At 40.1% G+C, this 12,462-nt stretch carries 12 protein-coding genes; all 12 read left to right on the top strand.

All coding sequences use genetic code 11. The features are described 5' to 3' along the window. The first annotated feature begins 77 nt into the window (after positions 1-77). The 12 genes from AC23N5_RS25625 (at position 78) to AC23N5_RS25680 (ending at position 12,416) form a co-directional block, all read left to right on the top strand. Complete coding sequence (locus AC23N5_RS25625) at positions 78-656, top strand: restriction endonuclease subunit S (RefSeq protein WP_277341152.1); 579 nt, start codon at positions 78-80, stop codon at positions 654-656. Next, positions 649-2,160: a type I restriction-modification system subunit M gene (locus tag AC23N5_RS25630; RefSeq protein WP_277341153.1), complete on the top strand. Its 1,512-nt coding sequence runs from the start codon at positions 649-651 to the stop codon at positions 2,158-2,160. Before AC23N5_RS25625 ends, AC23N5_RS25630 begins: the two co-directional genes overlap by 8 nt. Before the next feature lie 12 nt (positions 2,161-2,172). After that, a complete protein-coding gene (locus tag AC23N5_RS25635; protein ID WP_277341154.1) occupies positions 2,173-3,333 on the top strand; it encodes an SAVED domain-containing protein in 1,161 nt (386 codons plus the stop codon). Between the two features lie 2 nt (positions 3,334-3,335). Further along, positions 3,336-4,547 carry a nucleotidyltransferase domain-containing protein gene (locus AC23N5_RS25640; RefSeq protein WP_472490373.1) on the top strand — a complete coding sequence of 404 codons (1,212 nt, stop codon included), beginning with the start codon at positions 3,336-3,338 and terminating at the stop codon, positions 4,545-4,547. A gap of 16 nt (positions 4,548-4,563) precedes the next feature. Continuing rightward, a complete protein-coding gene (locus AC23N5_RS25645) occupies positions 4,564-5,013 on the top strand; it encodes a type II CBASS E2 protein (RefSeq protein ID WP_277341156.1) in 450 nt (149 codons plus the stop codon). A gap of 11 nt (positions 5,014-5,024) precedes the next feature. Beyond that, complete coding sequence (locus AC23N5_RS25650; protein WP_277341157.1) at positions 5,025-5,192, top strand: hypothetical protein; 168 nt, start codon at positions 5,025-5,027, stop codon at positions 5,190-5,192. A 104-nt stretch (positions 5,193-5,296) separates the two neighbouring features. Further along, positions 5,297-6,502: a restriction endonuclease subunit S gene (locus AC23N5_RS25655; protein ID WP_277341158.1), complete on the top strand. Its 1,206-nt coding sequence runs from the start codon at positions 5,297-5,299 to the stop codon at positions 6,500-6,502. Between the two features lie 235 nt (positions 6,503-6,737). Continuing rightward, a complete protein-coding gene (locus AC23N5_RS25660; protein ID WP_277341159.1) occupies positions 6,738-7,622 on the top strand; it encodes a CBASS cGAMP synthase in 885 nt (294 codons plus the stop codon). A gap of 74 nt (positions 7,623-7,696) precedes the next feature. Then, positions 7,697-10,948: a type I restriction endonuclease subunit R gene (locus tag AC23N5_RS25665; protein WP_277341160.1), complete on the top strand. Its 3,252-nt coding sequence runs from the start codon at positions 7,697-7,699 to the stop codon at positions 10,946-10,948. Continuing rightward, a complete protein-coding gene (locus AC23N5_RS25670) occupies positions 10,935-11,645 on the top strand; it encodes a M48 family metallopeptidase (RefSeq protein ID WP_472490376.1) in 711 nt (236 codons plus the stop codon). Before AC23N5_RS25665 ends, AC23N5_RS25670 begins: the two co-directional genes overlap by 14 nt. A gap of 104 nt (positions 11,646-11,749) precedes the next feature. Next, complete coding sequence (locus AC23N5_RS25675) at positions 11,750-12,052, top strand: nucleotide exchange factor GrpE (RefSeq protein WP_472490378.1); 303 nt, start codon at positions 11,750-11,752, stop codon at positions 12,050-12,052. A gap of 7 nt (positions 12,053-12,059) precedes the next feature. Then, positions 12,060-12,416: a Crp/Fnr family transcriptional regulator gene (locus AC23N5_RS25680; protein ID WP_487757734.1), complete on the top strand. Its 357-nt coding sequence runs from the start codon at positions 12,060-12,062 to the stop codon at positions 12,414-12,416. The last annotated feature ends 46 nt before the right edge of the window (positions 12,417-12,462 follow it).

Consider the following 12,462-nt stretch of genomic DNA (forward strand, 5'->3'; position numbering starts at 1 on the left):
TAATCATTACATAAAAATAAAATAAAAAATATTTAAAATTTTTGAACTAAAAATTATCATTGTATTGTTAAGAAACTATGAAACCAATTAAAGAAATAGCGGAAATCCTTTTTGGTCTGTATGCCAAAGAAAGAAGCACAACCGGCGGGGTGTTGTACTTGCAAATTGGTGACTTTGATGCCAATGGAAATCTGGTTTTAGGCAAAGATAAAACTTATATAAACCCAACTGAAATTAATAACGAAAGACAATTCTTAACTTCTGGCGACATACTTTTACCAGCCAAAGGGCTAAAAAATGCTGCTTTTCATATCAATGAACATCATTTGCCTGCCGTGGCTTCTTCGCTGTTTTTTGTGATTCGACTACAAGATACAACCATCTTGCCTCAGTTTCTTGCCATCTATCTGAATCACCCAGCAACTCAGTCAAAAATAAAAGCCATGATTAGCTCTACTTTGACTGTGCCTGTTTTGAACAAAAAAGAGTTCCAAGAGCTGCCTGTACCTACAATTTCGTTGGCTGAGCAAAAAGAAATCATTCAATTGCACCACATTTACCAACAGGAACGAGCAATTACAATTCAATTACTGGAAAAAAAAGAACAACTATTTCACGGGATATTCACTCAAATCATAACCCAAGATCATGTCTAAAATCATTACCCAAGCCGAAATCAACAATACCGTTTGGAAAGCCTGTGATACATTCAGGGGTGTAATAGACCCCAGTCAGTACAAAGATTATATCTTGACTTTTCTGTTTGTGAAGTACCTGTCCGACTTATGGAAAGACCGCTATAACTACCATCTGAACCGCTACGATGGCAACATCGAACGGACCGAAAGAGCCATGCGAAACGAGCGTTTCCAATTGCCCAAACATTGCCAATATGATTATCTCTATACTAATCGCAGCGAACCCAACATTGGCGAACTCATCAACGAAGCACTGGAAGAGTTGCAAGACTCGAACCGCACTAAGCTCGAAGGCGTATTTCGGAATATTGATTTCAATTCAGAGGCCAATTTAGGGCAGACCAAAGACCGTAACAGACGACTGAAAAACCTCATCGAAGACTTTAAAAATGTAGATCTCACGCCATCTCATTTGGAGTCGGCTGATGTTATTGGCGATGTTTATGAATTTTTGATTGAACGTTTTGCCTCTGACGCAGGTAAGAAGGCAGGGGAGTTTTATACCCCCTCACCAATCGCTACGCTTTTGGCAGCCTTAATGAACCCCCAGCCTGGTAATCGCATTTGTGATCCTACTTGCGGTTCTGGTTCTTTATTGATTAAAGTCGCTCAAAAAATTGGCTCTAATAATTTCTCCATCTACGGCCAAGAGGTAAACGGCTCAACGTATGCGCTTGCCCGTATGAACATGTTTTTGCACGGTATGGACGATGCTACCATCCGTTGGGGCGACACTATCAATAACCCGCTATTGCTGGAAGGCGACAACCTGATGAAGTATGACATTGTGGTAGCCAATCCGCCATTTTCACTCGATAAGTGGGGAGCCGAAGATGCAGGTCATGATCGCCATAATCGTTTTTGGCGGGGAGTTCCACCAAAATCAAAAGGTGATTTCGCCTTTATTAGCCACATGATAGAAACTGCCTACGAAGGCAAAGGTAAAGTGGGTGTAGTTGTGCCTCATGGCGTGTTGTTCAGAGGTGCAGCCGAAGGCAAGATTCGCCAGCAACTTATCGAAGACAACGTGCTCGAAGCCGTCATTGGTTTGCCTGCCAATCTATTTTTCGGGACAGGTATCCCTACTGCCATCATGGTGTTTAATAGAGGCAAACAAACCTCAGATGTGCTCTTTATTGATGCCTCCAAAGAATATGTAGAAGGCAAAAACCAAAATTCACTCAGCCTCGAAAATATCAATCATATTACAGAAACATACAGAGCGTTTCAAACGTCCAAATCAGAGGTAGGAGTTATTGAAACTATGTATGCCTACCGTGCTGATATTGAGGAAATACGCCAAAACGATTATAACTTGAATATTCCCCGCTACGTGGACACCTTCGAGGAAGAACCCGAAATAGACCTGAAAGCCACCCAAAACGAGATTGATAATCTTGAAAACCGATTGACCGATATTAAGCAGCAAATGAAAGCCTATTTGCAGGAATTAGGATTTTAAATAATTATAGCCATGAAAACAGTTACGAAAAAAGAAAAAAATAGAACCCCCATACCTCCTAAAACAATTTTAAGGCTTTGGGTTAAAGCAGCTGGAAGATGTCAGTTTGAAGGTTGTAACAAGCAACTTTGGAGGGATGATATAACAATGAAAGAATGTAATAAAGCATACGTAGCTCACATTGTTGCGGCAGAAGAAGGTGGAGAACGTGGAGATCCGATAAAGTCGAAGCTACTTTGTACTGAATATAGCAATTTGATGTTGTTATGCGCTGATTGTCACAATAGAGTTGACGAAAAAGGTATTGGAGGCAAAAATTATCCAGAAGATGTACTTCTCAAAATGAAACAAATCCATGAAGAACGGATTGAGAGACAAACAGGAATAGATCAAGATAAGCATAGTGAAATCTTGCTTTTTGGAGCAAACATAGGAAAGCATGATTCACCGCTGTGCTATAAAATGGCACATCAAACAATCATTGACACACATTATCCATCAAGCCAAAAGGGAATAGAACTTGGGTTGACAAATAGTGGAATCCTTGATCATACTCAACGATTTTGGGAATGTGAAGAGGAGAACTTGCGGATAAATTTTGATAATTACGTAAAACGCCAAAGGCAATCAGGTACAATTAAACACCTATCAGTCTTTGGGTTAGCTCCCCAGCCCTTACTGATTCTTCTGGGTAGCCTATTGGGTGAATTACACCCAACGGAGGTTTATCAGCTTCATCGAGAGCCGAAAACATGGAAGTGGTTGAATGAAATGGACGAGGTAACTTTTGAGGTAATTAAACCTCAAAATAGTTACCCAACCGTTGCTTTGGTATTTGCGTTGAGCGCTACGATTACGGAAGACCGTATCGTGAGCGTATTAGGTGAGGAATGTTCAATTTGGACATTTACAGTGAACAAACCCAACAATGACTTTCTGAGAAACAGAGAGCAATTGGCACGGTTTAGAACGGAATTGCGATTGCTCTTGAATGAAATAAAGGCCCGCCATGGTCAAAATAACCTCATTCACGTATTCCCTGCAATGCCCAGTGCCATGGCAATTGAATTGGGAAGAGTAAGAATGCCGAAGGCAGACTTGCCGATGCTCGTTTACGACCAAAATTTTCAAAACCCAGCTGGTGGGTTTTACCAAACAATCAAAATTGATTAAAAATGACCCCAGAAATAGACAGAGAGTACAGCAAAATTCTTGATAAAATTGCCGAAAAATTAGACCTTACCGATAACCAGTATGAAATTGCTACCCGCAGTTACCAAGCCGTAGCAAGTTGGTTAGATGCCCCCGATTCTCCATTAAGACCCTACCGCCCACATATTAGCCCACAAGGGTCATTTAGGTACGGCACAGTGATTCGTCCGCTTTTGGAAGATGAAGAATACGACGTTGATTTGACCTGTAAACTACATATTTCTGAAAGCCAAATTTCGCAACAGTGGTTAAAAAAAGTAGTAGGTGACCGCCTGAAAGCAAATGAAACCTACAAGCGTATGCTTGCGCCCGAAAAACGGAGATGTTGGCGACTGCAATACAATGACCAATTTCGTTTTCATTTAGACATCGTACCGTCTATTCCCGACAGCGCTCAGTATATTCAACAACTCACTACACAACTGGCCGTACCTCGTTCGCTGGCCGTTTATGTCCTTTGTATTACTGACAATGAAATGTGGGATACCGATATTGATTTTCCCAAAAGTAATCCCGAAGGTTACGCACTGTGGTTTTTACAGACTATGAAAGTGGAGTTTGATCGCCGACGTATGCTTTTGGCGGAACAAATGAAAATGAGTGTGGACGATGTACCTGAGTACCGAGTAAAAACCCCTCTACAACGGGTAGTGCAACTTTTGAAGCGGCACCGAGATTTGCGCTATGGAGATAACCCCAATTCACCCATTTCAATAATAATCACCACCCTTGCGGCCAAAGCCTACCAAAATGAAACCGATATTTTTGTAGCCCTACGCAATGTATTGAGCCGAATGGCAAGTTTTATCGAGCTGGATGAGCAAGGTAATAAAGTTGTTAAAAATCCCGTAAATCCACTTGAAAACTTTGCTGATAAATGGGCAGAAAACCCCGAAAAGGAAGAATTGTTTTTTGAATGGCTCAACCGAGCTAAGCGAGACTTTGACCAGCTCGCTCAAAAACGTGGACTACCCGAACTTGCAGTACCGTTGCAACAGTACTTTGGTGAAAACATAGTGAAAAAAGCCCTTAATGAGGTAGCTGAACAAACGTTGAAAGAACGAGAAGCCAATCGTCTCTTTATGGCGGCAGGAACGGGCATTTTGAGCTCACAACAGACTCCCAAAAGTGTACCTGTAACCCAACACAATCCGTATGGGAGCGATAAAGGTTAAAAAGCTGACCCCTATAATGCAGGGAGCAAGGTTAAAAGCCTTGTTCCCCTTGTCTGATTTTACGGTGCTGGCACACGGTTTGGGTATTAGGTGGAAAGGCTACCTACAACCCAATCCTATCAGCCAACTTTATCAAATAAGCGTCACGTATTTTCAAGGTAAACCGCCAATTACCAAAGTACATACACCGTTAATTATTCCCGATGGCAAAGAACTCCCTCATGTATATTCACAGACCAAACAGGAGCTTTGTCTCTATTATCCCAAAAATAACGAATGGCACAGCGGTTTGTGGATTGTAAGAACCATTGTCCCTTGGGCATCAGAATGGCTATATCATTACGAAAACTGGGTAGCTACTGGCGATTGGAAGGGTGGTGGAATTGAGCACGAACAACCCATCAAAGTAGAGGTAGAATCAAAGAAAAGATTTAGTGTATTACTACCCAAATTATTGAAACGCTAATCAAGCCCAACATGGAGTACACCATACCGCTACTGCCACTACCCCAAGACATCGAAACAAGAGTAGTATTGAAAAAAACGGCTAAGGCACATCAGAGATTGGCTGAACTGAAAGGTATTGCCCAAACCAACCCTAATAATGCCATCATTATCAATTTATATCAATCAACGGCTTTTTGAAACAATCATGAATGTTCTTAAACTGTAACCAAAACGCCGTTTTTCTTTACCTATTCTCAAAACAAGTAAACAAAAAAACCAATTTCTTTACCTATTTTACACCCATGCACAACCCCAAAAACTCCCTCCCCAACGGCTGGTCCCTTAAAAAATTGGGGGAAATTGCGAAGATTACATCAGGTGGAACACCAGATAGAAGTAAACCCAGCTATTGGAATGGTGAATATCCTTGGATTTCAACTTCATTGATTGATTTTAACGTAATTGAAAAGTCAGAAGAGTATATTACGGAAGAAGGTTTGTCAAATTCATCGGCCAAATTATTCCCAATTGGTACTATACTGATGGCTATGTATGGGCAAGGGAAAACACGGGGTAAAGTAGCACTATTGGGTATGGAAGCTGCTACTAATCAGGCGTGTGCAGCAATTATTTTAAACAATGGACAGACTATTACAGATTTTGTTTTTCAAAATTTAGCCAGTCGTTATGAAGAAATTAGAGGGCTAAGTAACGTGGGAAATCAAGAAAATCTAAACGGAGAACTTATCAAAGGACTTCCCGTAAAACTCCCCCCCCTGGCTGAACAGCAGAAAATAGCGACTATCTTGGGTACTTGGGATGCCGCCCTCCAAACCACCAACGCCCTGCTCAACGCTCTCCAAAAACGTAAAAAAGGACTGATGCAACAACTCCTCAGCCCCAAACCCGACTGGAAAGAGGTGAGGTTGGGGGAGGTGGGGAGTTTTTCTAAGGGTTCAGGCATAACAAAAGAAGAACTGATTGAAAATGGAATTCCATGTATTCGATATGGAGAAATTTATACAGTTCATCATTTTGTCATAAGAAAATATCATTCATTCATTTCGGAGCAGACGGCTTCTTCAAGTAAACAAATTAAACAAAATGATATTCTCTTTGCTGGCTCTGGTGAAACGCTTGAAGATATTGGTAAAGCAGTTGCGTTTATTGGAACTGACGAGGTTTATGCTGGTGGCGATTTAATTATTTTCAGTCCTCAGGGTGGTGATAGCATTTTTCTTTCTTACATCATAAATAGTGCTTTTGTAAGAAAGCAGATTCGAGCCTTTGGACAAGGACAAAGTGTTGTTCATTTGTATTCACGTGATATTGAAAAACTAAAAATACACCTACCTCCATTCACCGAGCAAACCCGCATTGCCGCCATTCTGAACGCTGCCGATGCGGAGCTACGGCAAACGGAGGTGTATTTGGAAAAACTCAAAACGCAAAAACGAGGCCTGATGCAGCAGCTATTGACGGGGAAAGTGCGGGTAACAACAAGATAAAAGCCCTGGTTACGAACCAAGGCTCAAAAGCTTTTTTGATTGTTGCGGCTGCTTCGGCAGTCCGACCGATACAGACAAGGGTCAGACCGAGTCAGCTTAGTGCAAAAGTGTTTAAATACTTAAACATTTCTAAATAAAGTACAATGATTTTTGCATAATGTACAGTAAAAATCAATTAAATCACCCTAAAACACAAAACGAAGTGTACACTTAGTAATTATAAAATGACAACGTCATGGCAAATTGTCATCAACAATTCATTACTTATCGGAGTAACTTGGATATACCGCCAACTACCTTTAATCGCTTGAAAACTGCCCAATATGGGGTAGAAAAACAACTGAGAAAGTATTTCGATAAAAGGGAAGGGTATAATGTAAAGGGCTTCAAGGTACAAGGTTCAAAAAGCATCAGCACCATGATTCGAAAGCAAGGCGATACAGTAGATATAGATTTTGGGATTTATTTTTATCCCAAACCCAATGTACAGCCCGCTACACTGATTGAGCGAGTATATGATGCTCTTTATGATTTACGTACTACTTATGCCCCTACTCGTAAGAATAAATGCGTAAGAGTAATTTATCGTGAAGAATCAAAAATCCACATTGATGTACCTATTTTCTATTTAGAACAGCTAAGGGGAGAGCGCAATCCACAATTGGCTACTCGAAACGGTTGGATTTCGAGTGATGCAACCGAATTTGAGGCATGGTATAAAGACAATAAGGGCAGTAGAAATGTGCAATTGACGCACATTATTCGCTACCTAAAAGGTTGGGCAACCCATTATGGACAGGATTTTGAAATGCCCAAAGGAGTAGCGATGACTGTTTTGGCAGCTACCCATCACGAAAAGCACAGCCGAGATGATATAGCATTTTTAGCAACCATCATAAATATCAGACAAACTCTTCAAAGGGGTTTTAGTTGTAATATGCCCGTAAAACCACATGACGACTTGTTGAGAAATATAAATACATTGTCAAAGCGACAGGCATTTTTTCACCATCTTGATGCCCTAATAGAAGATGGAGAAATCGCTGTTAAAACAACAAAGAAAGAGAAAGCAATCCAGCTTTGGCATAAGCATTTAGGTAAACATTTTCCCACCTATTAACCTTTTTAAAAAAAATAGTACCTGTTTAACCGCCGTAAATCATAGAAGAAGTACATTGTTTAACGTCTAAAATTATGAATCCCTCCTTTCGAGAAGACGACATCAGCCAAATACCTGCCCTATTTACCTTACAAGCCATAGGGTACAAGTATCTTACCCCATCCGAAGCACTGCGACTTCGGGGCGGGAAGACCAGCGGTATATTATTGGAGGGGGTTTTGCGAGAACAAATACACAAAAACAATTCTTTTCGCTATAAAAACCGAGAACATCAGTTTTCAGAAACTAACGTAAGCAATGCTATCTATGCTTTACAAGATTACCCATTACAAGAGGGCTTTATGGCCTCAAACAAATACATCTATGACCTTCTGACGCTGGGGAAGAGTTTTGAGGAAACTATTTTGGGAGATAGAAAAAGCTACACACTCCACTATATAGACTGGAAAAACCTTGCCAATAATGTCTTTCATGTAACCGAAGAACTCAGTGTTCAACGTTCCAATCGTTCTGATGGGGCTGCCACCAGTCACTACCGTCCTGATATTATTTTGTATGTCAACGGAATTCCGTTGGTCGTTATTGAGTGCAAAAGCCCAAAGATTGATAAACCGCTCAGTCAGGCCATATCACAACATTTACGCAATCAAAACGAAGACGGCATTCGTGGATTATACGTGTTTTCACAGCTTTGTATGGCGTTATGCGAAAATACTGCACAATATGGTACCACTGCCACCGAAGAAGAGTTTTGGGGGGCATGGCGAGAGCAATATACTAACAGACAGGCCGAAGAAAATCAAAAAACGACCTTGCAGACGCTAAAAAACGAAAGTATTAACAATACAATTTATTGGGAAAACCTATTGTGTAATGAAGAACGAGCAGGGCAAGAAAACCCATATAGAGAAGCAATTGGAGCGCAGTGGAGTATTACAAGTCAAGACGAATTACTATATAATACCTGCCGCCCCGAAAGGCTTTTTGATTTGATTTTCAACTTTATAGTCTATGATGCAGGAGCCAAAGTCATAGCTCGATACCAGCAATATTTTGGCGTTCGTAAGACCTTAGAGCGATTGAAAATTTCAAGACCATCGCCCTTTGTACAAGGAATTATGGTAAGGTCAGGTGGAGTAATCTGGCATACGCAGGGGAGTGGTAAATCTTACACGATGGTCATGCTTGCGCAGTTGCTGGCCATGGAAAAAACAATTCCGAATCCAAAAATTATTTTAGTAACTGACCGTGTAGAATTAGACGACCAGATTTACCAAACCTTTGCCAAGTGCGATAAAGAAGTAGTACAAGCCAAAACAGGCAACGATTTAGTAGCTTATTTAAGCCAAAGCTCGGATGCTATCGTTACAACCATTATCAACAAATTTGAGGCTGCCGTTAAAAAAATGTCGGAGGCCATTACTACTCCAAATGTTTTTGTACTGGTAGATGAAGGACACCGTACCCAATACGGCACGCTGAATGTAAAAATGCAACGGGTACTGCCAACCGCTTGTTTTATCGCATTTACAGGTACGCCTTTAATGAAAAAAGAAAAGAATACCGCTGCTAAGTTTGGCGGTATCATAGATAGCTACACCGTATCTGATGCCGTGGCCGATGGGGCAGTAGTGCCGCTTTTGTTTGAGGGGCGGTCGCCACTTTTCAATGTAAACGAAAGGCCATTAGATAATTATTTCAATAAAATTTCGGAGCCGTTGAATAACTATCAGCGAGCCGATTTGAAGCGAAAATTTAGTCGTCAAGATGCGCTTACCGCAGGGGAGCAGATTATTTATGCCAAAGCTTGGGATATTTCGCAACACTATAAAGACAACTGGCAGAGAACTGGTTTTAAAGGGCAATTAGTAGCTCCCAACAAGCAAGCTGCCGTGAGGTATAAGCGGTTTTTAGACGAAATTGGACTGGTATCCAGTGAAGTATTGGTATCGCCACCCGACGACCGAGAAGGAATAGAAGATGCCTACGGACACATTAGCGACGAGGTGTTGATTCACTGGAAAAAGATGATGGACAAATACGGTACAGCCAAAAAGTATGATGAAACCCTACGGCAAGCCTTCAAAAAAAATGATACGCCCGAGATTATCATTGTGGTTGATAAATTATTGACAGGCTTCGATAACCCACGAAATGTAGTGCTGTATTTGTGTCGAAGATTGAGAGAACATACGCTTTTTCAGGCTATTACCCGTGTAAATAGAAAGTATGCGGGAAAAGAGTTCGGTTACATTATTGATTATGACGGTGTAATTGAAGAATTGAATCGTACCCTTCAACTATATACCAGTTATGAGGATTACGATAATCAAGATTTAGAAGATACGATTACAGACATTCAAGAAGAGATTCAGCAATTACCGCAGGCCCATTCTATGGTTTGGGATATATTCAAAACCATATCGAACAAGAAAGATTCAGCAGCTTATGAAAACTTTCTTTCCGATGAGGCTTTACGAACTTTGTTTTTTGAAAGACTATCTCGCTTTGCTCGGTTACTTAAAATGGCACTTTCTGCTTATCAATTTGTTACCCAAACCCCTGAATACGATCAAGAACGATATAAGCACGACCTTTTGTTTTTTCAAAACCTGAGGCAATCAGTTATTCAAATTTATTCATTAGAGATTGACTACAAACAGTTTGAAGGGCAAATACAGAAGTTGATTGATACCCATGTGTCCGCCGATGAAATCATCAGTATTACCGAACAGGTCAATATTTTTGACAGAGAAAAATTTGAAGAAGAAGTTCAAAAAATAACGGGTGCAGCATCGAAGGCACACGCTATTGCGAGCCGAACACAAAAGACGATTACAGAAAAAATGGAGGAAGACCCTACGTTTTACAAGCGATTTTCGGAAATGATAAAAGATACCTTAGAAGCTTATCGGCAACAGAGGATTAATGAAATTGAATTTTTGAATAAAGTTAATGACATCAAGGAGGCTGTTTTAAATCGCAAGGCAGATGATATCCCCGAGTTACTCCAAGGCAGAGATACAGCTCAGGCTATTTATAGAATTTTGGCAGAAAAAATAAGTACAGGCGCTTTAATAGAGCAAACAACATGGTTGGCACTTTATATTGATGAGGCTATTCAAAAAACTGTGTTTTCTGGTGGAGTTGCTATTGTTGATTGGCAGAATAAAAGCGAAGTAGTAGGGAAAATGAGAACGGCTTTTGATGATTTACTGTGGGATTTTAAGAGCGATTATGGCTTAGAGTGGAATACGAGTATGCTGGACGATTTGATTGAAAAGTTTATTAGCATTGCCAAAGTTCGTTTCAATGGAAAATCATAGTATCAAATTTGGCTCAGTAGAAATTGTGTTTTCGATTGAATATCGAAAGCGTAAAAGTTTATCAATTACTGTTTTTCCTGACGGATTAATAACCGTTATTTCCCCAACAGATACTGCCATTGAGCAAATCAAGGCGAAGGTACACCGCAAGGCAGCGTGGATAATAAAACAACTGGATACCTTCCAACAGTTTCAACCAAAAACAACTCCAAGAAAGTACATTTCGGGTGAAACCCATTATTATTTAGGTCGTCAATATCGCCTAAAAGTAATAGAATCCGAGAAACGAGAAGTGATTTTTCGTGGGGGATATATTGAGATTTATACTCTTGATAAAACGAACAAACCAGTAATTGAAAAAGCCTTAGAAGAATGGTATCGAGTAAAAGCGAAAGAAAAGTTTGGACCTGTTTTTAAGAAGTGTCTTGAAAAATTACCGTTGGAAGAAGAGCTTAAAGCAAATCTTAATTTCAAACTACTATCAATGCCCAAACGCTGGGGAAGTTGTACCAACGTAGGAAATATATTGCTCAATCCTAATCTTGTCAAAACATCAAAAGCCTGTATCGAATATGTGATTTTGCATGAGTTGTGTCATTTGGTAATTCCATATCATAACGCAGCTTTTTACGAGTTGCAAACTATATTAATGCCTGATTGGCGAGAGTTGAAGAAGAAATTGGACTTTTCGATATAGATATATAATTGTAAATACTTGTTTTTATAACGTAATTATCACGATATAATTTTGATATATAAAAACCTTCCTATATCTTTACTACAAGATAACCGCTTACTATTATGCCACAATTAGATCGCTCCAACTTCAAGTACAACGCCAAAGTCTTTGAAAAAACCTGCCTTTGGTGTGGCATTATTTACTTTGCCAGTCGGTCAACGGCTAAGTATTGTTCAGCTACTTGCCGTGGTTATGCTAACCAAGCCAAAGCTGCCGAAGAAGCTATGCCTTATGACGAAACAGAGAAAATGATTTCGGCACTACTTTCTGAAAATGCCCATTTAAAAGGGCAAGTGCAACGGTATGTACTTGAAAATGAGGAATTGAGAAAGGCATTGGAACGTTTTCAATCAAATGGCAATTAAAAAAAGCATGAAAGAACTCTTGATGTATTTTAACCGATTTCAAGCATTGCCACCAGAGGCTGAAAAAGCCATTACTGAAATATGTTCTATGATTACTATCAAGAGAAACGAAGATTTGCAATCTATCGGACACACTTGCCTAACCATTTATTTTGTCAAAAAAGGCATCGCACGAATTTATTATTATAAAGACGGCATTGACATAACCGAATCTTTTTCGCCAGAGAACACCATAATTGCACGAGTCGAAAGTCTTTTTACGGGTACTCCCTCTCGAAAAGCCATTCAAATTGTGGAAGATGCCGAAATTATCGCTATCAATGCTACCAAGTTGGCTGCAACTCCCGATTCGGGCCAAAAGTAAGATAGATCAGAAGCCAAAGGTTAGAAGGCTTTTAATAAATTAAGGT

This window comes from Runella sp. R5_40, from assembly GCF_057652295.1.

Coding starts and splice junctions, on each gene's coding strand:
- AC23N5_RS25675 (WP_472490378.1), top strand. CDS start 11,750: ATGCCACAATTAGATCGCTCCAACTTCAAGTACAACGCCAAAGTCTTT.
- AC23N5_RS25655 (WP_277341158.1), top strand. CDS start 5,297: ATGCACAACCCCAAAAACTCCCTCCCCAACGGCTGGTCCCTTAAAAAA.
- AC23N5_RS25660 (WP_277341159.1), top strand. CDS start 6,738: ATGGCAAATTGTCATCAACAATTCATTACTTATCGGAGTAACTTGGAT.
- AC23N5_RS25680 (WP_487757734.1), top strand. CDS start 12,060: ATGAAAGAACTCTTGATGTATTTTAACCGATTTCAAGCATTGCCACCA.
- AC23N5_RS25630 (WP_277341153.1), top strand. CDS start 649: ATGTCTAAAATCATTACCCAAGCCGAAATCAACAATACCGTTTGGAAA.
- AC23N5_RS25645 (WP_277341156.1), top strand. CDS start 4,564: ATGCAGGGAGCAAGGTTAAAAGCCTTGTTCCCCTTGTCTGATTTTACG.
- AC23N5_RS25635 (WP_277341154.1), top strand. CDS start 2,173: ATGAAAACAGTTACGAAAAAAGAAAAAAATAGAACCCCCATACCTCCT.
- AC23N5_RS25670 (WP_472490376.1), top strand. CDS start 10,935: ATGGAAAATCATAGTATCAAATTTGGCTCAGTAGAAATTGTGTTTTCG.
- AC23N5_RS25665 (WP_277341160.1), top strand. CDS start 7,697: ATGAATCCCTCCTTTCGAGAAGACGACATCAGCCAAATACCTGCCCTA.
- AC23N5_RS25625 (WP_277341152.1), top strand. CDS start 78: ATGAAACCAATTAAAGAAATAGCGGAAATCCTTTTTGGTCTGTATGCC.
- AC23N5_RS25640 (WP_472490373.1), top strand. CDS start 3,336: ATGACCCCAGAAATAGACAGAGAGTACAGCAAAATTCTTGATAAAATT.
- AC23N5_RS25650 (WP_277341157.1), top strand. CDS start 5,025: ATGGAGTACACCATACCGCTACTGCCACTACCCCAAGACATCGAAACA.